Annotated in this window: 13 protein-coding genes and 2 pseudogenes; 6 read left to right on the top strand and 9 right to left on the bottom strand. The window is 70.0% G+C overall.

Annotation, left to right across the window (positions count from 1 at the left end; all coding sequences use genetic code 11):
• The first annotated feature begins 149 nt into the window (after positions 1-149).
• Entirely contained in the window at positions 150-4,250 is a 4,101-nt protein-coding gene (locus ACGF3I_RS15820; RefSeq protein WP_393132215.1) for a GDSL-type esterase/lipase family protein, read from the top strand.
• A 98-nt stretch (positions 4,251-4,348) separates the two neighbouring features.
• On the opposite strand, the gene ACGF3I_RS15825 is transcribed toward ACGF3I_RS15820, so the two are convergent.
• On the bottom strand, positions 4,349-4,831 hold the full coding sequence (locus ACGF3I_RS15825; RefSeq protein ID WP_393132217.1) for an SsgA family sporulation/cell division regulator: 483 nt from the start codon (positions 4,829-4,831) through the stop codon (positions 4,349-4,351).
• Positions 4,832-5,137: 306 nt separating this feature from the next.
• Between ACGF3I_RS15825 and ACGF3I_RS15830 the strand changes: the two genes are divergently transcribed.
• The gene (locus tag ACGF3I_RS15830) at positions 5,138-5,923 is read left to right on the top strand and encodes an alpha/beta hydrolase (protein WP_393132219.1); all 786 of its coding nucleotides are present in this window, start codon (positions 5,138-5,140) and stop codon (positions 5,921-5,923) included.
• 5 nt (positions 5,924-5,928) lie between these two features.
• Here the strand turns inward: ACGF3I_RS15830 and ACGF3I_RS15835 are convergent, their stop codons facing one another.
• Together ACGF3I_RS15835 and ACGF3I_RS15840 are read right to left on the bottom strand one after the other, a co-directional pair.
• Positions 5,929-8,700 (bottom strand): ATP-binding protein, encoded by a 2,772-nt coding sequence (locus ACGF3I_RS15835; protein WP_393132221.1) that lies wholly within the window; start codon positions 8,698-8,700, stop codon positions 5,929-5,931.
• A gap of 222 nt (positions 8,701-8,922) precedes the next feature.
• Positions 8,923-9,282 carry a hypothetical protein gene (locus tag ACGF3I_RS15840; RefSeq protein ID WP_393132223.1) on the bottom strand — a complete coding sequence of 120 codons (360 nt, stop codon included), beginning with the start codon at positions 9,280-9,282 and terminating at the stop codon, positions 8,923-8,925.
• Between the two features lie 373 nt (positions 9,283-9,655).
• Here ACGF3I_RS15840 and ACGF3I_RS15845 point away from each other — a divergent pair, with 373 nt between their 5' ends.
• Positions 9,656-10,105 carry a peptidase inhibitor family I36 protein gene (locus tag ACGF3I_RS15845; protein ID WP_393132225.1) on the top strand — a complete coding sequence of 150 codons (450 nt, stop codon included), beginning with the start codon at positions 9,656-9,658 and terminating at the stop codon, positions 10,103-10,105.
• A gap of 708 nt (positions 10,106-10,813) precedes the next feature.
• On the opposite strand, the gene ACGF3I_RS15850 is transcribed toward ACGF3I_RS15845, so the two are convergent.
• Positions 10,814-11,206, bottom strand: a complete 393-nt coding sequence (locus ACGF3I_RS15850) for a hypothetical protein (RefSeq protein WP_393132227.1) — start codon at positions 11,204-11,206, stop codon at positions 10,814-10,816.
• 885 nt (positions 11,207-12,091) lie between these two features.
• Between ACGF3I_RS15850 and ACGF3I_RS15855 the strand changes: the two are divergent.
• Positions 12,092-12,220, top strand: a pseudogene (locus ACGF3I_RS15855) (MMPL family transporter); the annotation flags it as partial.
• Between the two features lie 280 nt (positions 12,221-12,500).
• On the opposite strand, the gene ACGF3I_RS15860 reads toward ACGF3I_RS15855, so the two are convergent.
• A complete protein-coding gene (locus tag ACGF3I_RS15860; RefSeq protein ID WP_393132229.1) occupies positions 12,501-14,813 on the bottom strand; it encodes a glycosyl hydrolase family 18 protein in 2,313 nt (770 codons plus the stop codon).
• Between the two features lie 900 nt (positions 14,814-15,713).
• Between ACGF3I_RS15860 and ACGF3I_RS15865 the strand changes: the two genes are divergently transcribed.
• Together ACGF3I_RS15865 and ACGF3I_RS15870 are read left to right on the top strand one after the other, a co-directional pair.
• Positions 15,714-16,832, top strand: a complete 1,119-nt coding sequence (locus ACGF3I_RS15865; protein ID WP_393132231.1) for a hypothetical protein — start codon at positions 15,714-15,716, stop codon at positions 16,830-16,832.
• A gap of 124 nt (positions 16,833-16,956) precedes the next feature.
• Positions 16,957-17,220 (top strand): hypothetical protein, encoded by a 264-nt coding sequence (locus ACGF3I_RS15870; protein WP_393132233.1) that lies wholly within the window; start codon positions 16,957-16,959, stop codon positions 17,218-17,220.
• 16 nt (positions 17,221-17,236) lie between these two features.
• Here the strand turns inward: ACGF3I_RS15870 and ACGF3I_RS15875 are convergent.
• The 4 genes and pseudogenes from ACGF3I_RS15875 to ACGF3I_RS15890 all read right to left on the bottom strand — a co-directional run bounded on the left by ACGF3I_RS15875 (position 17,237) and on the right by ACGF3I_RS15890 (position 21,669).
• A pseudogene (locus ACGF3I_RS15875) lies at positions 17,237-18,167 on the bottom strand (IS5 family transposase).
• 30 nt (positions 18,168-18,197) lie between these two features.
• Positions 18,198-19,379 carry an MFS transporter gene (locus tag ACGF3I_RS15880; protein WP_393132235.1) on the bottom strand — a complete coding sequence of 394 codons (1,182 nt, stop codon included), beginning with the start codon at positions 19,377-19,379 and terminating at the stop codon, positions 18,198-18,200.
• Between the two features lie 101 nt (positions 19,380-19,480).
• Positions 19,481-20,224: an SDR family NAD(P)-dependent oxidoreductase gene (locus ACGF3I_RS15885; RefSeq protein ID WP_393132237.1), complete on the bottom strand. Its 744-nt coding sequence runs from the start codon at positions 20,222-20,224 to the stop codon at positions 19,481-19,483.
• A 224-nt stretch (positions 20,225-20,448) separates the two neighbouring features.
• The gene (locus ACGF3I_RS15890) at positions 20,449-21,669 is read right to left on the bottom strand and encodes an MFS transporter (RefSeq protein ID WP_393132239.1); all 1,221 of its coding nucleotides are present in this window, start codon (positions 21,667-21,669) and stop codon (positions 20,449-20,451) included.
• Positions 21,670-21,718: the final 49 nt, after the last annotated feature.

Below are 21,718 nucleotides of genomic sequence, written 5' to 3' on the forward strand. Positions count from 1 at the left end.
TCACATGTGAAACGTGTGCAGCGCGTGAAGGGTGTGAAGGGTGTGACGGCGGCGGCGTGCCGGCGCGGGGGAGGAAGGCAGTCGGACACGTGTCCATACGAACGCCCAGATCCAACTCGCGCTTCAGACGCGGGCGTTGGCAGCAACCGGTGGTCGCCCAGAGCCTGTGCGTGGCACTGCTCGCCTCGGTCCTCGCGCTCCTCGCGCCCATGGCTGCGCAAGCGGTCGCCCCGGCCGGTGCATCGGCCATCACGTTCAACATGCAGGGAGGCACGTCGTGGTACGACGTGCGTACGAAACTGCTGCCCAACGCGGACGTGGTGGCCCTTCAAGAGGCCACTACCGCCCCCGACAAGGACTTCATCAGCAAGGCGGTGCTGCTCACCGACAACAGCGCCGACACCACGAAGACCCCGGCCGGCTTCCCCAGCCTGAAGTACAGCCTCTACGCCAAGAAGTACGGCGGCCAGGGTCTGCGGTATCCCGACGGCGTGCTGCTCTATCTGAAGATCCAGGACAAGGCCGCCTGGGGCCCGGAGCTCGGCACGACCTCCGACGACGACGAGGAGCAGGACGAGGACGGCAGCGGCACACCGGCCAAGGACCGCAACACCGGCAAGTCCATGGCGATCTGGCTGCGCGACGTGCCGCAGGACCTCGGCGACCTGCGCTCACGAGTGAAGATCTTCCCGGCCGAGGATCCGAAGAACAAGTGGATCAGGTCCCGCCCGGCCTTCGGCGTGAAGGTGGGGACCACCTGGTACTTCGACATCCACGCCGCGTCGATCCGGTCCGGCGACAAGCCCAATCCGCACGCCGTCGCCCTGATCGACACGATCGGCGCCAAGATGGCCGGCGAGCAGTGGCGGGCCCTGGGCGACTTCAACAGTCTTGCCGACGTCACACGTAACCGGTTCCCCAACACGTTCTACGCGGCCGAGAACCACAGCCCCGGCGGCAAACCCGTCTACACCCAGAAGTCCGAGTACGCGCTCGACTACATGATCGCCAGCGACCGGCTCACGAACTTCGCGGTCACCCGGAGCCAACAGCGCGGCGAGTCCGACCACTGGCCCGTGAGGTTCGCGCCGGTCGGCAGCGCCAATTGCAGGACGGCGTGGAAGTTCGACTACGAGACCGCCTACGACCCGGCCACCGGCACACGGGTGGCACGCGCCGCGGAGGACGCCTGCGGGCCCCCGAGCGCCATCGTCTCCATGGGTGACAGCTACATCTCCGGTGAGGGTGGCCGGTGGGCCGGCAATGCCGCGGCCTCCGCCAACGGCTCGGCCTGGGGCACGGACCGCGCCGCGGTGAACTGCAACGGCGATGAAAGCGTCTGCGACCACGACGCGACCCGGGTCTACGGCGACACCTCGTACGACCAGGGCGGGAGCGCGTGCGACCGTTCGGACTCGGCGGAGATCCGCGGTGCGTCCTTCGAGGACGTGCCCGTGGAGCGGCGGTTCAACATCGCCTGTTCCGGCGCGACGACCGACAACGTCACGACGACGGGGTTCAAGGGCCAGCGGCCGCAGGTCGAGGATCTGCGCGACATCGCCCGGAACAACGACGTGCGCATGGTCGTCCTGTCGATCGGCGGCAACGACCTGAAGTTCTCCGACATCCTCCAGGACTGCGTCAAGGCGTACTTCTACCCCTCGCTGTTCAACAAGGGCTGCCGGGGCGCCAAGGAGAAGGAGTTCGCCGACGCCCTCGGTCCGGTGCGGGACAAGGTCGTGCGGTCGGTGGCAGCGATCCGCACGGCCCTGCGCGACGCGGGCCAGCCGGACGACACGTACCAGATCGTCCTGCAGTCCTACGCCAACCCGCTGCCGCTCGGCCGTGACTACCGCGATCCCGAGAACGCGCCGGTGCCGCCGGCCAACTACAGCCGCTACCTCAGCGGGGGCTGTCCCTTCCTGGACGCGGACAGCGACTGGGCGCACTCCTCTGTGGTGCCCCGGGTCAGCGAGATGCTGCGCGGCGCCGCGAACGAGGCCGGGGTCTCCTTCCTCGACCTCCAGGACGCGTTCGCCGGACACGAGCTGTGCAGCAGAACGACGCAGCAGGCCGGCTCCGGGCAGAAGCTGTCGGCCCCCCTCCCGGCCGAGCGCGCCGAATGGGTGCGCTGGGTGCCGTATCTGGTGGACGGCCTGAAGAACCTGCCCTGGCAGGCGCAGGGCAACCAGCAGGAGGCGATCCACCCCAACCACTACGGTCAACTCGCCCTGTCCGCCTGCCTGTCGAAGATCGCGGCCCGGCTCACCGACGCCCCGGTGTTCGCGTCCTGCGCGGGCAGACCGTCCGTGCAGCCGGGGGACGTGGACGGCGCGGTCGACAACAGTACGGTCCTCAGCAGCGGCAACCGTCGCGGTCCCGTCGCCGGTCTGCCCGACTGGAGTCACGCCGGGTACCGGGGCGGCGAAGTACTGCCCGGCGCGGCCGCGCGCAATCCCGACGCCACCTGCCACCTGACGCCGGCGACGCTGGCGGCCCAGTTCAAGGTGCGGGCGGACGACGGACAGGACGACACGGCGGGCCTCCAGGCCGCCATCGACCAGATCCGCACCTCCTGTACCCCATCGGCCCGTGCGGGCCGCCTGTCGGTGATCGAACTGCCCAAGGGCGTGCTCGACGTCCGCAAGCAGCTGTCCGTGGACGCCTCCTACCTCGTGATCCGGGGGCAGGGTTCGGACCCCGCGAACGGCACGCGCATCGTCTTCCGCCCGGACGAGAACACCCGCTACGACGTCCTGACCGAGAAGGGCGAGCGCTGGGACCAGGGCGGCATGACCCACAAGTGCGCTTTCACGACGGGCAACAACGTCGGCACCGGTGGCTGGATCTGGCCGGGGCGCGGACTGTTCCGCGTCCAGACCCGGGAGGTCGCCGAGAAGTACCTGAAGATCTGCGGCTACCCCGACAAGATCCCGGAGAACCGGCGCGACCTCTTCGAGGGCTCGGTCAACCAGCACTGGGAGTCGGGCGTGGCCGTGGCCGGCACGCTGGCCGACCCCAAGTACGCCGGTCGCCAGGGTGACCGGACCGTCCAGCTCAACGCCAAGGCGAAGATGGACGTGTTCAAGCCGGGCAGTGACCTGTGGGTGGGCGCCGCGAACAGCCTGAAGTTCTACCAGACGCAGGAGGTCGCGGGAGCCGCGGCGGACGACGGCCGCCTGGAGAACCTCCACATGCGCCAGCAGGTGTTCACCATCACCTCGGTGGACGCGGCCAAGCACACCGTCACGCTCGACAAACCCCTGGAGTTCGACGTCCCGGTGGACTCCACCTCCGACGGCTCACCGGCTCTGGGTGTGGGCAGCAGGCCCTACGCCAGCAAGGTCACCCCGCTCAAAATGATCACGGACGTCGGGTTCGAGGACTTCTCCTTCACCGAGGACGTCAACGGCCTGCCCAAGCTCGGGGGCGGCACCTATCAGCTCGACCCGGCCAAGGCCGTCCACAACTACGGCAACATGGCGCCCGAGTACGCCATGCACGGCATCGTCTTCAAATGGGCATCCGACTCCTGGGTGCGCGGTGTCCGCGCCGACATGACCGGCTCGCATCCGGTGGTCACCGAGGTGGCCAGGAACATCCAGGTCGAGCACAACGTCTTCGACGGCTCCTGGAACAAGGGCAAGGGCGGCAACGGATACCTGCGCGGATCGCGCGTCTGGGATTCCCTGTACGCCTTCAACACCAGCCGCAACCTGCGGCACTTCACCTTCCAGTGGTCGGCGTCCGGCAACGTCGCGCTCGGCAACGACTTCGACTCCGACCTCAACCTCCACGGAGGATGGGAGCACCGCAACCTTTTCGAGAACAACACGGTGCACGTGCCGTACAACCACTCCTCCGGCGAGTGCGACACGAACTGCGGCGGTGAGGGCGGAGCCGGCGACAAGGGCACCTGGTGGCCCATCTACTGGGCGGCGGGCAGCAAGGGAGTCGGCTGGTCCGGATCGACCGGACCGCAGAACGTCTTCTTCCACAACACCCTGACCAAGCAGCTGACACCGGGAGGCCCCTACGAGCCGTACCGTGCCTACGCGGACACCTCCAAGGTGTACCAGTTCGGCTCGGGGGCGGCCGACCCGGGCACGTTCCAGCACCTCAGGACGGCCGCCGGCGCCCTTCAGGATTGGGCCGACAACGAGAACAACGACTACACGCGGGGCAACGGCGTCAACGCCGACCGCACCGATCTGAGCGGCTCGCTGTTCCTGCGCGACTACCGTTCCTGACCCACTGGGTCTCTGCACGCGGACGCCCGCTCCCGATGACGCAACTCGTCCGTCGGGAGCGGGCGTTCCTCATCCGGGCCCGGGCTTTTCGCCGGGTCTCACACAGGTGTGTGCCCCGGGGCGCCGAGGAGACCGGCGGCCGTGGCGGCCCAGTCGACTCCCGACAACTCGCGGCCGGCGGGAACCTGCTCATACGTGTGCCGGAGCCAGCCGGCCAGCGGCTGCGCCGGCAGCTCGAACAGGGCCGCCATGTCACGGGAGGCGAGCTGGAGCCGGACGGTCCGCTGCCCTCGTCCCGGCAAAGGGGGCGAGGGCCAGGCCTGGACGTCGCCCGTTCCGCTGCGCCTGCGCAGCCCGTCCCGCAGCAGGTCACGGCCGATGTGCCACAGCGCGCGCGGGCCGTCCACGACGCGGAGGTCCGCGCATACGACCAGCGGAGAGCGCGGCGAGAAACGGAACACGGCCCGCACCGGCTGCCGCACCGCGATGCCCAGCACGCGTTCGATGTCCAGACTCAGCTGGAGGCACTCCTCGCCCGCCGCCGGGCAGTGGTCCTGAACACCTGATGGGTAGCCCCTCATGTCGTATGGTTCCTTCCTTGGTCCCCGTTGCGGAAGCCGGCCCGGCCACTCTCGTCCGAAGCCGGCCGCGCCGTGTACGTCAGGTGACCGACGTGTTCCGAGCGCCCGACTGAACATGTGACGGGCATTTCGTCCGGTGTGCGGCGTTCTGCGGGTCCCGTCTCGCCGAGGGCCGGTCCGTGACCTGCCCGACCGGCCGGGCACATTAAGTCATTCGACGGTCGCGCCGGACGGGGAAGCGGACCATTCTGGAGTACTCGCCGCCGTGCCCGTGCCGGACGGCCGTCATGCTCGGAGGAGCAAGCCGTGAAACCTACCCCCGTCGTGTTCATCCACGGTCTGTGGCTGAACACGTCGTCCTGGACGGCGTGGATGGACCACTTCGACACCCTCGGGTTCCGCGTCCGCGCACCGGCCTGGCCCGGTGAGGTGGCCGCCGGCCGTGAACCGGACCTCGTATCAAGGGAGTTCGACGCGGTCGGCATGGACGTGCTCACCGCGCACTACGCCGCCATTGTGCGGTCTCTGGAGCCCGCACCGGTGATCATCGGGCACTCGGTGGGCGGACTCGTCGCCCAGCAGCTCATCACCACCGGTCTCGGCCGCGCCGCGGTGGCCATCGCTCCCGCCCCGGCGAACGGGGTGGCGCTGCCTGCCCTCTCGGCGCCGCCCGCCGATCGCCCGGCCGGATTCCCGGCGCGTCTGTCGTCAGCGCGGTTCCACGCAGTCGTCGCGAACACCGCGCAGCAGCGGGAGTCCGACCTCTTGTACGAGCGCTGCGCGATGGCGGCTCCGGCTCACCTGCTCAGGGACCTCGGACACCACGGCGCGCACACCACGGTGGACGTCGCCGCCGCGCGCCGCGGCCCGCTCCTGCTGGTGTCGGGGCAGGAGGACCGCTTGGTGCCGGACGCGGTCACCCGCGCGGTGTACAAGCAGTACGGCGACACCACGGCCGTGACCGACCTGAAGCAGTTCGCCGACCGGGCCCACTCACTCGTCTTCGACAGCGGTTGGCGCCTCGTCGCCGACCACGTTCTCGGCTGGTTGGCCGCACAAGGTGTGCGCGCCCGCACCCCGCGCGTGCCGTGACCGACTCACCCGTCGGCGTCGTCGGACAGCCTTCCCAGTGCGTCCCGCAGCGCGGCGCGGGAGGTGATGCCGAGCTTGGGAAACACCCGGTACAGGTGCGAGCCGACCGTACGGGGTGACAGGTTCATCCGCGCTCCGATGGCCTTGTTCGTCAGGCCCGCGGCGGCGAGCTCCGCGATGCGGCGCTCCTGCCACGTGAGGGTCGACGCCGGCGCGGCGACGGCCCGCACGGACGAACCGGTGCCCCCGAACTCGCCGCGGGCCCGCTGCGCCCACGTGGCTGCCCCGAGGTGGGCGAACGTCTCGGCGGCCCGGGCGAGAACCGGCCGTGCGGCCGCCCGTCCCTGCGTGTGGTGCAGCCGGATGCCGTGGGCGAGACGGATCCGCGCGACTTCGAAGGGGAACAGCGGCGCTGCCGGGTGCGCCTCGACCTGCTGGTACAGGGCCTGTGCCTCGGCGGTGTCGGGGGCCGTCATGGCCAGGGCGCCGCAGGTGAGGAGGGCGAGCCGGGGAGAGAGCGCCGTGAGCCCGGCTCGCTGCGCGGCCAGGGCGTGGCGGCGCGCCTGCTCGGTACGGCCGGTGCGCAGCGCCGCCTCGACCAGGTCGAGCAGGGTCCGCGGGGCCTGGTGGGCGTACGGGGTGAATGCGCCGGGTGCGGTGATGCCGATGGCGTGGAAGTAGGCGGCTTCGTGATCTCCCTCGGTGAGCGCGGCGGCGGTGCCTATGGCGTCGGCGAGCTGCGTGAGGAAACCGACACCCCGGGGACGGGCCCAGGTCTCGACGGCGGCCTGGTACTCCCGTGCATCGGCGATGCGCCCTCGGACGGCGGCGAGCAGACCCAGATACGCCCGCGTCTGCTGGGCGAACAGCGCGTAGCGGTGCGACGTGGTCAGCTCCAGGCTGCGCAGCCCCGTCGCCTCGGCCTGCGCCCACTCACCGGCCGCCGTCTGGTCGAGCATGATCAGATGCAGCATGGTCATGCCCGACGCCACGGCCCCGGTGGCCACTTCGCGGTCGACGATGCGCAGGAGGTGCGGCCGGTACCGGCCGAGGGTGTCCACGTGATAGGCGGCGACACCGAGGCGGGTGATCTCCCACGGTTCGAGTGCGCCGGGGTCGGCGAGCGCGTGGTCCACCCGCTCCCGCACATCGGCCCCCCGGAGCACCACGTCCCCCCAAGCATCCTGATAGACACGGGAGTTGGGTGCCACCAGAGCGCCCAGCGAGTCCAGCAGGGCGTGAGTGTGCTCCCAGGCCGTCGCGTCGCTCGCGTACTGGCTGATGGCGAGCAGCAGGTTGACCAGACGGGTGAGCACCTCGTGCTGCTGGGCCGCCGCGCCGCTGTCCCGCACGAGTTCGATCGCCGCCATCACGCGCCGGTGCGTGGAACGGACGTCGCCGTCCTCGTACAGGTCGACGTAGGCCGAGGCGACGACCGCCGCCGGCGACCGGCTCGTTCCCGACTCGCCCTCGTGGCGCGCCAGTTGCTGCGCACGGTCCAGTAGCCCCGCGTGGCCTGCGGTGAACGCCGCGCTGCCCAGCCGCCGGGAGCGCTCGGCGTGATGCTCGCTGAGCTCGGCGGCCCGGGTCAGCCAGGACACTGCGGCCAGCGAGCCTCCCCGCAGGATGGCCGACTCCGCGGCCGCCTCCAGCGCCGCCGCGACCTGTTCGTCGGGGTCGACGGTCGAGGCCGCCAGGTGCACTGCCCGCCGCTCCACGTCCTCGCGGTGCACCCGAGCGAGGACGGCGTGAGCCGCACGCCGCTGGTTGGCGGTGGCCATCTGGACCACGGTAGAGCGCACCAGGGGATGCCGGAAGACGAAGTCACCACTGGCCGGGTCCAGGTCCAACAGCCCGCGCGCCGCGGCCTCTTCGACGTCTGTCATGCGGTAGCGCGGGTCGTGTACGTGTCCGGTGGCCGTGCCCGCCCCGACCCCGTCCAGAGCTCCGCGCAGCAGCTCCGTACGTACGGACGCTCCGAGTGTCTCGATGCGGGCGCCGTACACGTGCTGGAGGCGCACCGGCAGCGGAATGCCGCTGTAACCGGGTGACGTCGGCGCATCGGCGGGGGCTCTGCCGCGGTCCAACACGTGCGGCGGGAGCTCCAGGAGCGCCAGTGGATTGCCCCCTGCCTCGTCCAGGACCAGGCGCCGGGTCCGGTGGTCGAGCCCCGGGCTGCGCAGATCGAGGAGCTGCTCGGAGGCCTCCTTCGACAGGGCGGGCACCGGGAGTTGGGGCAGCGCCGCCGTGTCGAACCCGGACGGCACGTCGGAGCGCAGGGCCACGACGAGCTTGACCGCGCTGCCGGTGAGCCGGCGCCCGACGAAGCCGCACACCTGGGCGCTTGAGGTGTCGAACCAGTGTCCGTCGTCGAGCGCCACCAGGAGCGGCTTGCGCCGCGCCGCGAACGACAGCATGTCCAGGACGGCGATGCCGAGCGTCATCGTCGAGGGTGCGGGGCCCTCGCTCCTGCCGAAGACGACGTCGAAGACCCGGCGCCGGCTGTGGGCCAGGTCGTCGATGTGGGGGAGCAGGGGCCGCAGGAACTGGTGCAGGCCCGCGAACGGCAGCTCCGACTCGGCCTCGACGCCCGTCGCCCTGAGCACTGTGTGGTGCTGGACGGCGGCGAGGGCGGCGGTGTGGCCGAGAAGCGCGCTCTTGCCCACACCTGTGTCGCCGCGCAGGACGAGAGCCTGACCCCCGGACGCCGTCACAAGGCCTTCCAGTACCGCGTGCTCGTGCTCCCGGCCGACCATGGTGCCGTCGGTCGACGTCATCGCCCCCACTTCTTCCCCTCCGCCGCGCGCCCCGGCCGGCCCACCCCTGTGTCGCACCCCTGGAGCGAGCCGCACAGGGCGCGGGCGGGAGGTCGCGTCGCTGTCCGCCGGCTGATGTGTGCTTGCTGTGCCCCCGCTGTGCCTATTTTGACGCAACAAAGGGGATGCTCAGGGCCATTGCGCCGGCCGGGTCGGACCAGGACAGGTGCGCCGGGCGTGCCCCTAGGCCGGGACGATCCGGTAGCTGCGCATCGTCCACGGGGTGTCGGACTGAGCGAGCGAACCGGTGGCCCAGGGGTAGGCACCGGTGCAGTCGGTGGCTGCGTACAGGACCACGGACGCGGAGCCGGAGACGACCTGCACGGAGCCGGCCGGGACCGCGAGGGTGTGACAGGTGCCGAATTCGGAGAGGTCGAGGGACGTCGCAGTCCCGGTGCCATGGGTGCCCGTGTAGAGGCGGGCACCATCCTGAAGCGGCGGCCACCCGTCGGCGTGTGCCCCCGCTGTTCCCAGAACGGTGAGGGCCGCGGCCACGGTGGCGGCGGCTGCGGCACGGCGGGCTATCGGCTTGGTGAACATCATGAGCACCTTCTCAAGTGGGTTGCGGGACAAGGGGGTTGCGAGGTCACGGGCACGATCGGCTGCTGCTCGGGCGCGCCCCGGGGGGCGCACTCTTGCACGTTCAACCATGTTGTGGTGAGGGGTAATTCGGTCACACGTACCCGTCGTCTGACGCGGAGAGTCATCGCATGACATCGGCCCCTCTGACGTGGAGACGTGTGAGCAGATGGCATATATGTCACCATGCTTGCTCACACGTATGAACTGCTAACGTGTGTTCATATTCCCTGTGCGGCATGTCCGACCCGACGGGTCACCGTGCCGCCGCACCAGCGTCCGTACCCGCAACGCCGGGCGGGGCGCTGCTCCTTCACGCTCCCGGAAAGGGACCCCCATGATGCCGAAGTTCTCCAGGGCGACGGTCGCGGCCGTCACGAGCACGGTCGCGGCGGCGGCACTGCTCCTCTCCGCCGCACCGGCCTCCGCGGACAACGCCCCCTACAGCGGCTGCCCGGACTGGGCCCTGTGCCTCTACCAGAATGGCGGCGGAACGGGCTCAAAGGTGATCGTCACGCCGCCGCCGGCGGGCAAGAACTCGAAGATCGTCAGGCTCATCAACACCCACTTCCTGAACGGTGACCTCGCGGACAACCAGGTGTCGTCCTGGCTGAACAACTCGCAGTGCCAGATCGAGTTCTGGGACGACTCCAGCGGCGAACTGCACCCCTCGGACCTGGACTTCGCGCAGTCCTGGCATTGGGGCGAGAAGGGCGACTACGCCGCCGGCACGTCCAAGTACTACAACAACGACAGGCTCTCCTCGCTCCGGTTCTACTGCCCGTGACCGGCCGGGGGGCGGTCTCGCGCGACGGTCTCGCGCGGGACGGGCGCAGGCCGTCGCGCAGGCCGCCTCCCACGGTGACTCCTGCCGCATGCAGCTTGCGGCGAGCCCCTTGCCCTGCGTACGTGGGCGGGGCGCGGGGCGGCCGCCGGCCCAGCCGTCATGGCCCCGCGCGCTGCCTTCCCCATAGCCGCATCCGTATGTGTCGCCGAAGGGAATACGGTGGAGCCACGATTGCCCGCGGAAGGCAGGAACCGACCCTGCTCCTCCTCACCGCCCTCGCGGACGAGCCGCGCCACGGCTAAGCGATCGCCCGTAAGGTCGAGGCGATCTCGGGCGGGCGGGTGAAACTGCGTTCCCTGGCGCCTGGGTGTCCCCGCGCTCGCGCTCCTGGCGCCGGCGGAGCGCAAGGCGGTTGCCGGAATCCGAACCCCGGGTCAACTCGCCTTCGGATTCGCCCCGTTCATCGGCGACATGTATGTCTCCTGATGAGTGAGCACCGCCGAGATTCTCACAATCGTCGGCGCCCTGACCGCCACCGCCGTGGCCCTGCGGCTGCGCAAACGTGGCGACTCCGGCGGGGCAATCCCGCTTGACCGTGCGCAGGGGCCGGCGCCCATGGGTGAGCGTGCGCCGCCCCCTGGTCAAGCCTGCTGGGGACGGCTTCGAGGACCCGCGAGCCGCCCCTTGCCCGTGTGAGCGCAACGTCACTCAGGAATGCTGGACGTACCACAGGGCGGCCCCGCACAGAATGAGCATCGTGAACACCATCTGCAGGACCCAGGGTGGCGTCGCCGCATCCTCCTGAGATCTGCCCGGGTGGGCCAAGCGGTCCGCCATGTAGGCGCGCAGTGTCTTCTGGTGGCCCAGCATGCCGGCCGCTATGCCGAGGATGGCCGCGCAGTAGAGCGGAAGGCCCTCGGTGACAGGCCACTTGTAGACCCAGCAGTACCCCAAAAGCCCCAAGAATCCCGCCACGGGGGCGCCGAAGGAATAGGTGACCTTCTGCCCCAGCGTGATCATTCCGGGCCACATGGTGGCGACGTAAACAGCTATTGAGACCCCCGCCGCGAGCCACCACAGGGGAGACGCCTTGTCAGGCATCCGTGCTCCTCCATTGTCCGATTTTCCGAAAGTGCTGCCGCCCGAACGCCGGCGGCCGCAAGCGATGTGGCCGCCGACACGCGCTATTCGGCACACCACCGGCAAGCTGCTTGCGACGGACGGGACCGCCCACGCCGTACATGGTCGATCGACGGCTTTCCCCCGGCCGTACCCACGGCTGCCTTCCCAGCTGAGTGCCGTGACGTCGCGTCGAGCACGCCGGCGCCGGAGGCGAGCCGACGCGAGGGCTACCTTACGCGGCGGTTCGGACGGACAGGGCGCGCGTACGGGACGGCCAAGAGGGAAAGTGGCCGAATTCTCGGGAGTGTTGGCGAGGCGCGCCCCGAGGGAGCCTGCCCTTCGGGGCGCCCGGTGGGGGACCAGGTTCAGGCGCTGTCACCGCCGTGAGCGTCCAGCACCCCACCCGTGACGTACGACGCGGCGGAACTTGCCAGGAAGGCGATCGCTGCGGGGGTTTGGGCGCGGTGTTCCAAGGGCCCAGGAAGAGCGAACTGAGCAGAGGGTTGAGGGTTTTGGCGTCCGGCGACTGCATGCATGCCGCCCTCCTTCGGCCCGGCCTCCACCACGCCGGCCGTGATGTTCTCGGGCGAGCTCCGCGCTTCGGGTCCGCTGGGAAAACCTCGATTCCGCCAGGTAGAAACGGGGTGGGTGTCCGCCATGGTTCCAGTGCTGCGCCATCCAAAGGCCTTGCCAGTCGCGGGTGACATGCCGGCGGCGCACGGGGCAGTGCCGCGCTGGGAGGGGCCGCCGTGGCCAACTGCTGTGCGCGGTCGACCACCTTGCGCTTCACGGTCGGCCGCCGAAAGGTCGACATCTACCGATCGTCGAGCGGAAGACCAGGCCAGCGCCGCCCCGCGTGCCCCGATCGCGTTCATCGTCGCGCTCGGAGTGCTCTTGGACACGCTGGTCGTACGTTCCCTGCTCGTTCCGGCACTGGTCCACGACATCGGCCCGAAGGCCTGGTCACCGGGAAGCCTAAGCCGCCGGCGCTGACCCCCGGGAGCCCGGGGGTGCGGCCGAATTCCACGGCGAAGACATCGAGTGCGGCGTCGGCGATGCGCTTTTCCCTCAGCGCGGTGTCCAGGGCGGCCCCGTCGAGATGCCGATGAGTGAGGTGTTCACCAGACGCCGCGTGGGCCGAGCCAGGCACGGGTGACCGCGTCCACGAGCCCCGCCGTCTCGGGTGTCAGCGGCAGGTGGATCGTGCGGATGCCGGAGCGGGGTATGAGGCCGTCATGGTGAGGGCGGGGGCCCGGCCCCCGCCCTCCATGCGCTACTTGAGGCCCGTGTCGAGGGCGTTCATGAGGGTGCCCGAGGGGGTGTCACCGGACATTTCCCAGATGAAGGCGCCGAGGAGGTTCTGCTTCTTGATGTACGGAGTCTTGTGGCTGATGGACCAGGCATCGTCGAAGGACCACCACTGGCCGCCGTCACCGGTGTAGCCGTAGGTGGCCACCGTCTGGTCGTCGTGGTAGACCGTCAGGCCGGGCACCGAGGCGATCAGGTTGGAGTAGCCGCGTACACCGGCCTCGTCGGGGAACTGGCCCGGTGCCGCGCCGCCGGCGCTCTGCCACGCCCCGTGCGCACCGCCGTCCGCGACCGTCTGCCAGCCGCGGCCGTAGAACGGGAAACCGACGGTGAGTTTGCGCGGGTTGGTGCCTGCCGAGAGATACGTGCCGATGGCGGCGTCGACGCTGAAGTGGAACGGATAGGGGTCCTTCGGGTCGGTGTAGAGGTTGGCGGACTGGCCGGTGCGGTTCGGCTCCCAGGAGTTGTCGCTGCCCGACCCGTGGAAGTCGTAGCCCTGCACCTGGGCGTAGTCGAGCGAGGAGAAGACGCCGGTCCCGCCCGGGGTCAGGTCCCAGCCAGCGGCGATCTTCACCGGGTCGGCGGGCGTGAACGCGGTGAGCAGCCGGTGTGGACCGCCGAGCGCGTCGAGCTGCTTCCGGAACTCGGCGAGCAGCAGGGCGAGATGGGCTTTGTCGGCGGTGGAGTAGTGGTTGCCGGGGTGGCCGTCGGTGCCGGGCCACTCCCAGTCGATGTCGATGCCGTCGAAGACCCCGGCGCCGGTGCCGGGGCCGCCCGCGCCGTTGTAGAGCGGCAGGTTGCCCTTGATCCAGACGTCGATGCAGGAGCTGACGAACTTCTTGCGGGAAGCGTCGGTGGCGGCGGCGTCCGAGAAGAACTTGGAGTACGTCCAGCCGCCGATCGAGACGACGGTCTTGAGGTTCGGGTATTTTGCCTTGAGCTTCTTCAACTGGTTGAAGTTGCCCCGCAGTTGTCCCCATCCGTCGTCGGCGGTCCCGTCGACGGACTGGGCGGCGGTCATGGCCCGTCCGTAGTCGGCGTCGGCGTCGCCCGCGCCGGTGCCCTGGTCGGGATCCTCGGGGTCGGCGGTGACGCCCTTGGTGACGCCGGCCTGGCAGGTGAGGTTGGTGGGGTCGATGTTCTCGAAGGCGTAGTTCAGGACATCGAGCTTGGCCGCCGCGCCCGAGGTGTCGAGGTTCTTCACGAAGTACTGGCGGCCGTAGATGCCCCACTGCGCGAAATAGCCGGTCTTCAGATACTTGCCCTGGCCGACGAGGTCGTCGGTGGTGACGGACAGTGCCGCCGAGGGCGGCGAGGCGTTGTCGGCGGCGTCGCGCGCCCTGACGGTGAAGGTGTACTTGGTCGAAGGGGTCAGGCCGGTCACCGTGGCGGTGGTGGCGGGTGCGCCCACCGTGGTGGCGAGGATGCCGTCGCGGTAGACGCCGTAGGCGACCACGCCGACGTTGTCGGTGGCCGCGCCCCAGGCGAGGCTGACGCTGGTCGAAGTCTTCGCGGTGGCGTGCGGGTCGTTCGGAGCGCCAGGCGGCACCGGGTCGGATGCGGGGTCCACGGTGCTCACCGCGAGCGGCTCGCTGCGCGGACCGGAATTGCCGCGGGTGTCCTTGGCCCGGACGGTGAAGGAGTAGCCGGTGGCCGGGGTCAGGCCCATGAGGGTTGCCGACGTGGTGGCCGTGGTGGCGAGCACGGTGTCGCCGCCGAGCACCTCGTAGGACGCGACGGGGTGGTCCCCCGCGGAGGCCGCGGTCCAGGCGAGCGAGACGCTGTGCGCGGTCACGGTGGTGGCCTGTGGCTTGCCCGGAGCCGTGGGCGGAACGTCGGGGGCGCCGTCGCACTTGTCGCCGTTGACGGTGCAGCCGGTGGGGGCAGAGATCGGGCCGTTCGCCACGAACCAGTAGCTGTAGGGCTCGGTGGTGCCGCCCGGCGGGACGGTCGCGTTGTAGTAGGCGTTCTTGACGCTGACGTGCCGGCCGGTGACGGTCGCGTCGCCGTTGTAGTGGCCCGTGATGCTCACGCCGGCAGGCAGGTCGAATTCCAGGGACCAGCCCGTGACGGGTGCCGAGCCGGCGTTGTGCACGACGAACGTGCCCTTCCACCAGGACCCGTTGTCCTGCGGGGCGAAGGTGGCGGTCAGGCCGGAGGCGGCCGCGGCGGGAGCGGCGCCGAGTCCGGTGAGGGCGGCGAGCGGCAGCAGGAGCGCGGCCAGCAGCACGGCGAGTCTTCGTCGGCGGCGCGTGGGGGCGGAACGCGGTGCGGACATGGTTCTCCCTGCGGTGAGGTGGGGGTGCCAGGGCTGTGCGGAACCGTGTGCCTTGCAGGTGAAGTGCGGTGCGGGTGACGTCTGTTGGCGGGCTGAGCAGGGTGCGAGGGACGCCGGCCGGGGACGGTGGGCGCTGCGGATCGCGTCCGGCTGCGACGACGTCCGAGGCGCCGGCGCGTGTTGCCGGTCGATGCGCACCGTAGAAGGTCTGGACCAATCGGTCAACGGGGCGTGCAGCCCGAGGGGCGGGTTCGGCCGACCGGGCGGCATGACACCGCCACCTCCGGCAGGAGGGAGTCAAGCGGGGGGCGGCTTTGGGCTCAACTGCGTTTAGGCGAAGGGGAGTCGGGCCGGGCGATGCGTCGAGTGGTGATCTTGCTGTGTAGGGAAGGGGCGTTGTGCTCGTTCCGAATTCCGGGTTCCGGGTCCGGGCAACCATGCGAATCGCGAGGAGAGCAGGGCTGGCTCAAGGGGGCGGACGGCCCACGGGGCTCGTGAGCCGGTGCACTGGACGGAAGGCGCCAGCCTTCCAATCGCCGGATTCCGCAAAGGTCCGTCGTAGAGAGGGGGCGAGGCACGGAGCAGAGCAGAGGGCAGCTCCTTGCATCCGCGAGGAGTCCGGGCCGCGCGATGAGCGGTCGGCGCCCGTCATGGCGTCTACGCAGGTCGCCGCCACTGCCCGCCTTCATTCTCGTCCCTGGCCCTTGGATCGGCTGTCGGCGCCGCGGCTAGGGTGTTCCCATGATGATGCACCGGGGGAGGGCGCGCCTCACGGCGCACGCAGCGGTCGCCGTACTGCTGGTTTCGATATCCGCCTGTGGCACGCGCACTGCTGGCTCACCGCCCGGGGTGGGGGGTAAGGGGGCCGAAGCGCTGGGTTTCGAGCGCCATGCCGACAGCGTGCAGTGGCCGGGATCCAAGGACGAGGACTACGTCGCCCCGGGTCAGGGACTGCAGCTCCTCGCCCGGGAAGGGAACTGCGTCCTGGGCATCGGCACGTACGCCAATGGCTATGGATACGTGCCGGTCAACTGGTCCGGCAATGCGGACTGCACCAGGCTCACCCTGCACCCGGACCCCGCCGGTTTGACGGACGACGAATCCGATGTGCCGAATTCGATGCGGCACGGAGTTCCCGGCGGTGGAGTGCCGGCCCAGGCCGTGGTCGACTGGAGTGATGGGTCACAGGTCTTCGTGTCCAGCGTGATCCGTATCCGCGAACCCGGCGGCCAGGTAAGGAAGTTGGCCGATCTCAAATTGCCCTGGGCTCTCAAGGAATCGGACACCTCGGATCGCGGGACGGTGAACTCGGCCGTTCGCAGCGGGAACCGGCTGCTGATCGGAGGTAGCGAGACCGTCTCGGGCGCGACGGGGCCCTTCCTGTACGCCTCCGACGACCGCGGGGCGACCGTGCACCGGGTGACACTCCCGGCGGAGAGGAGTGGCGGGAGCCGCACTCCGGTCGGCCCGATGGCTGCCGACGGCCGTGAGGTCATCGCGGTCGGCAGCTACTCCTCGAACGCCTTCACCACGGAGGCAACCGGCACTCTGGTGGTGTGGCACTCCGCCGACAGCGGAGCGCATTGGACGAAAGCGATCGTCGACGGACTGCCGACCGGGACGAGAATGCGCGGCGCGTTCCGGGCGGCCGGACACTGGTTCGCGGCAGGAGACATCTCGGGAGCCCCCACGCAACCCGATGTGCCCGTGCTCCTCACCAGCACGGACGGCACCACCTGGACGAAGACCGACACCACGGCCCTGGGCGCCGGTGGCGTCGTCGCGACGACCGTCGACGCCCAGGGATACCCGATCATGGTGGGCAGCTTGCGGGTGCCGGGGAAGTCTCCGGAGGTTCGGCCGACGTACTGCGGCGCGGTCTGGATCGGCGACGGAACGCCGGCGGGATGGCAGCGCGGCGAACTCGGCTGTCACGCCCAGCCTCCAGCCGCAGTGACGACCTTGGTGAACGGAACGGTGGTCGTCGCCGGCAACAGCGACGTGTGGCTGCGGCGCTGACAGGGCGGATGGCCCGGGTGATGGGCGGAAAGGCGCCGACGCGCTGTGGTGTCAGTGATGATCGCGTGGGAGTCGGCCACCTAGGACTTGTCCGGCCGATCACGTTGCTGGCTAGGGTGCGAGCGTGTCGAAGACGAGCGTGAGCAACGAGACCAGCAGCATGCTCTGCCTGTGGGTCGAGCCATGGGGAACCGATCACTGGATGCGTCCGGGCGAGGAGTTCACGGTGGTGACGAAGACGGAGGCGGAGGAGTCGCCGTTCAATGTGGTCGTGCATGGTCAGGGCATCACGGTCTGGGTGAACTCTGGCGACGATGCCGAGGTCTTCGACAAGAACGGAGGCCAGGTGCCGTGTGGGCACCAGAGGCCAGCCGAGGGCGTTCTTTGAGCTGCGTCCCGGATCTTCAGGTCCGGAGCCAGATCGCCACGGCTGCCGCTGTCGCGGTGCCAAGGTAGACGTAACCGCGCTTGTCGTAACGGGTGGCGACAGCTCGGGACTGCTTCAAACGGTTGATAGCCCGTTCGACGGTGTTTCGCTTTTTGTACCGCTCCTCGTCGAAGCCCGGTGGCCGCCCACCGCGTGAACCCTTGCGCAGACGGGCCGCCTGGCTGTCGGTCTTCTCCGGGATCGTGTGCCGGATGCCCAGCCGCCGCAGGTACTCGCGACACGGCCCGTTGCTGTATGCCTTGTCCGCGGCAAGGCTGTCCGGCTTCTTGCGTGGCCTGCCCGGGCCGAGTTTGGGGACGCGGATCTTCTCCAAGACCGGCTTGAAGTGGGTGCAGTCGGCCCTTTGACCTGGAGTGATGACCGAGAGAGCGGACGGCAGCGGCCGTCCGCGCTCAGATGGACCTTGCTGGTGAACCCGCCCCGCGAACGACCCAGGCCCTCACTTCCAGCACCACCTCCGCCAGGCGGCCGACGAGGCTCTGCCACGGCGTCTCGTCCTGGTGTTCCACCTCGTCGTCCCCCTTTGAGGCGGACGCAGGGGGCGGATCGGTGCGGGCGCCGGCCGCGTGCTGATGGGCGCGGACGATGGTGGAGTCCACCGAGATGTCCCAGTCGATTTCACCCGCCGCGTCTGCTGCAGCCTGGACCTGCTGCAGCAGACGTTCCCAGGTGCCGTCGGCCGACCACAGCCGGTGGCGTTCGTAGACGGTTTTCCACGGGCCGAACCGCTCGGGTAGGTCGCGCCACTGAACGCCGGTCCGCACCCGGTGCAGAATCCCGTCGATCACCTGACGGTGATCCCGCCACCGACCGCAACGACCGTTACTCACGGGCAGGAAGGGCAGCAGCCGTTCCCACTCGGCATCCGTCAGATCTCCCCGCCCCATGTCCACATCAACGACCTGTGGACGAAGTAGTCACATGATCGGCCGGACAGGTCCTAGTGGAGCTGAGGCGAGCCCGATGCCGGCGCCGACCAGGAGGAGCGACGGCATGAGGGCCCCGAGAGTGATGCCGGGGTGCAGCAGCCAGTCGAGTGTGGCGGTTCCTGCGATCAGCAGGGCGAAGCCCGAGGCCGCGACCGTCCGGGGGCTGCGGGTGTCGGACCAGCGGCCGGCCCGCCGGGCGCACAGCGAGGACAGGACGAACATGGGGACGGTGGCGGCGCCGGCCTCCAGTGGGCTGTGGCCGAGGTCGGACTGGAGGTAGAGCATCAGCGGGAGGAAGAAACCGCCCATGGCTGCGCCCACGGCCCCGCCGGCGATGGAGACGGCGGAGAAATCCCGATGGCGGAAGAGCTGGAGCGGCAGGAGCGGCTCGCGGCTGTTGCGGTACTGCCACCAGATGAACGCGGCGAGGGACAGGAATCCGAAGGCGAGCAGGGAGGGGATCGTGACGATTCCGGCAACGGTGCCCCAGTTGTAGGCTTCGCCGCTTACCAGACCGAAGATGAGTGCCGTCAGTCCCAGGCTGCTGAGCGCGATGCCCCACAGGTCGAGTCGGTGCGGCCGGGCGGGACGCCACCGAGGAAGCAGCTGCACCGCGGCGGCCCAGCCGAGGATCCCGACGGGGATGTTGACCAGGAAGATGCCCCGCCACCCGGACCAGGTGATGAGCAGTCCTCCGATGACGGGACCGGCTGCCATCGCCGCGCCGCCGACCGCTGCCCATACGCCGAGTGCAGTGCTGCGGTGTTGCACGGGGAACAGGTGGACGATCATCGACATGGTCTGGGGTGCGATCAGCGCGGCTGCCAGGCCCTGGAGCGCTCTCGCAATGATCAGCTCCGGCGGGCCGGGGGCCAAAGCGCAGGCGGCCGAGGCAGCGGTGAAACCGGCCAGGCCGGTCAGGAAGATCCGCCGCGGGCCGTACAGGTCGCCGAGCCGGCCCGAGAGGATGAGCGGTACGGCATAGCAGAGGGCGTAGGAGCTGTTGACCCAGACGGCTTCGTTCAAGGACGCGCCGAGACGGGCGCGGATGTCGGGGGCGGCCACGTTCACGACCGTCGCGTCCAGACAGATCATGAAGAAGCCGGCGCACAGGGCATACAGCGCCGCCCGGGGGTTCGCGGGCCGGCCGGTCGTGAGGGGAGTTGCCATGGGCTGCCTCGGGGCCGGTGCCGTCGGCCCGGGGGAGAAGACGTACGCGGGACGGGAGGCCGCGACCCCCGGGAGGAGGTCGCGGCCACTGGTGGTGTGCCTCAAACGGTGAAACCGCCGTCGGCGTTCCAGTTGGCTCCGGTCACGAACGCGGCGTCGGCTGTGGCGAGGTAGCTGACGACGCCGGCGATCTCGTGCGGACGGCCGTAGCGGCCGAGAGCCATGAGTTCGCGCAGTGCGTCGGCCACTTCGCTGTCCTCGGGGTTCATGCCGGTGGCGGTGGGCCCTACCTGCACGTTGTTCACGGTTATACCGCGCGGCCCGAGTTCGCGGGCCAGAGCCCGGGTCAGGCCGGCGACCGCGGCCTTCGACATCGCGTACAGAGACAGCCCTGCCATGGGCACCCGGTCGGCGTTGATGCTGCCGATGTTGATGATGCGGCCGGTTTCGTCGAGGTGCGGCACGGCCGCCTGGATCGCCGCGAAGACACCTCGGACGTTGACCGCGACCATGCGGTCGAACTGGTCCATGGTCAGCGATTCGACCGGCCCGCCGTGAAGGATGCCGGCGTTGTTGACCACGATGTCGAGCCCGCCCAGGAGAGTCGCGGCCTGCTCGACCGCACTGGCCACCTGTTCGGGATCGCCGCTGTCGGCCGGGATCGCCACGGCGATGCCCCGGCCTTGGGGGAGTTCGGCACACAACTCGTCGGCCTCGGTGGCCGATGCGACGTAGGTGAACGCGACCGCAGCGCCGTCTTCAACGAGACGCCGCACGATGGCGGCTCCGATTCCGCGCGAGCCCCCGGTGACCAGCGCCCGTCGGCCTGCGAGTGGTGTCGTCATGTCATCGTCCTTCCAGGATGCACAAATGGGTGATGTCGTCAGGCCACCGGCGTTCGGCCGGGACCTGACCGCGTTGGTTCGCTAGAGGGTCCTTGAGGTGCGTTCGGACAGAGCGCGAGCGTCACGCGGGCGGGCGGGTTGCGGCCCCCCGCGGTCGCCGCCGGCCGCGGGGACCCCCTCCCGGGCCTGGGCCCGGGGGAGGCGAACGCGCCGGTCCGCGTTGCTCAGCGCTTCTGCTGGGACAGAGCCAGCCCGACGACGAGTTGCGCCGACGCTGTCACCAGGAGTGCCAGCAGCGGCAGCGTCCATCCGCCGGAGGCACTGTGCAGCAGTCCCACGGCGAAGGGGCCGAGGGTGGCCACGAGGTAGCCGAGGGACTGGGACAGGCTGGACAGCGCGGTGGTCTCCGCGGGACTGCTGCCGCTGTTGCCGATCACGGCGAGCACCAGCGGGAAGGAACACAGTCCCAGCCCGACCAGGACCGCCCAGATCAGGGGCATGGCCAGCGGGGCGAGCAGGAATCCCAGGAACCCGGCGAGCATCGCCGCGGAGATCGCCAGGAAGGCGGGCTGCAGCCGCTGCGGCGCCCGTGCGAAGGCGAGGACCATGAACGTGCCCGGGATCCCCACGGCCTGCGACACCGCGAGGATGGTGCCTGCGCCGCCGCTCGACATGCCCTGGTCGGACAGCAGCGTGGGCAGCCACCCGATGATCGCGTAGCAGTTCAGCGCCTGCAGGGCGAAGTAGCCGGTCACCAGCAATCCGAGCGGAGTGCGTGCCATCGTCCACGGCGACACGTACTCCCCGTCGGCGCGGGAGCCGGCGCCGGCGCCGGACGCCGACACGGCCGACGGCGTCCGCACGAACGACCAGACCAGGGTGGCGAGCAGAGCCGGAGCCGCCCAGACGGCGAGCCCAAGCGACGACGACCCCATCGCTGTGGCCAGCGGTACGGCGACCGCCGCGCCCAGCGTCGAGCCGAGAGCCATGGTGGTCGTGTACACGCCGGTGAACAGGGCGACCTTGGCCGGGAAGTGGGTTCGCAGCAGGGTCGGCAGCAGGACGTTGCACAGGGCCAGCCCCGACATGCCGAGGACAGTGCCGGCGAGCAGGGCCCAGGTCGCGGCCACACCGCGCACGGCGAGGCCCGCGGTCAGGGCCGCGAGAGCGATCAGCACGGTCCGCTCGGTCCCCAGACGGCCGGCGATGCGGCCGGTGCAGAAGCCGGCGAAGGCGAAGCTCAGCGTCGGCAGCGCGGGCAGCGCCGCGGCGGCCGTCGCCCCGAAGCCGAGGTCGTTGCGCAGGGCGTCGAGCAGCGCAGAGGCACTGCTGATCCCGCTCCGCAGATTGAGCGCGATGAGCACTACGCCGGCACCCGCGAGCCAGGCGGCGCGGGTGCGGCCGAGCGGCCTGGCTCGCGGGTGCCGGTAGCTGTGTTCATACATCAAACGTAAGACGTCTAACGTTTGCGGTCAAATCATCGGTTGTACGATG

It is taken from the genome of Streptomyces sp. NPDC048111 (assembly GCF_043202815.1).
Lineage (GTDB): Bacteria > Actinomycetota > Actinomycetes > Streptomycetales > Streptomycetaceae > Streptomyces.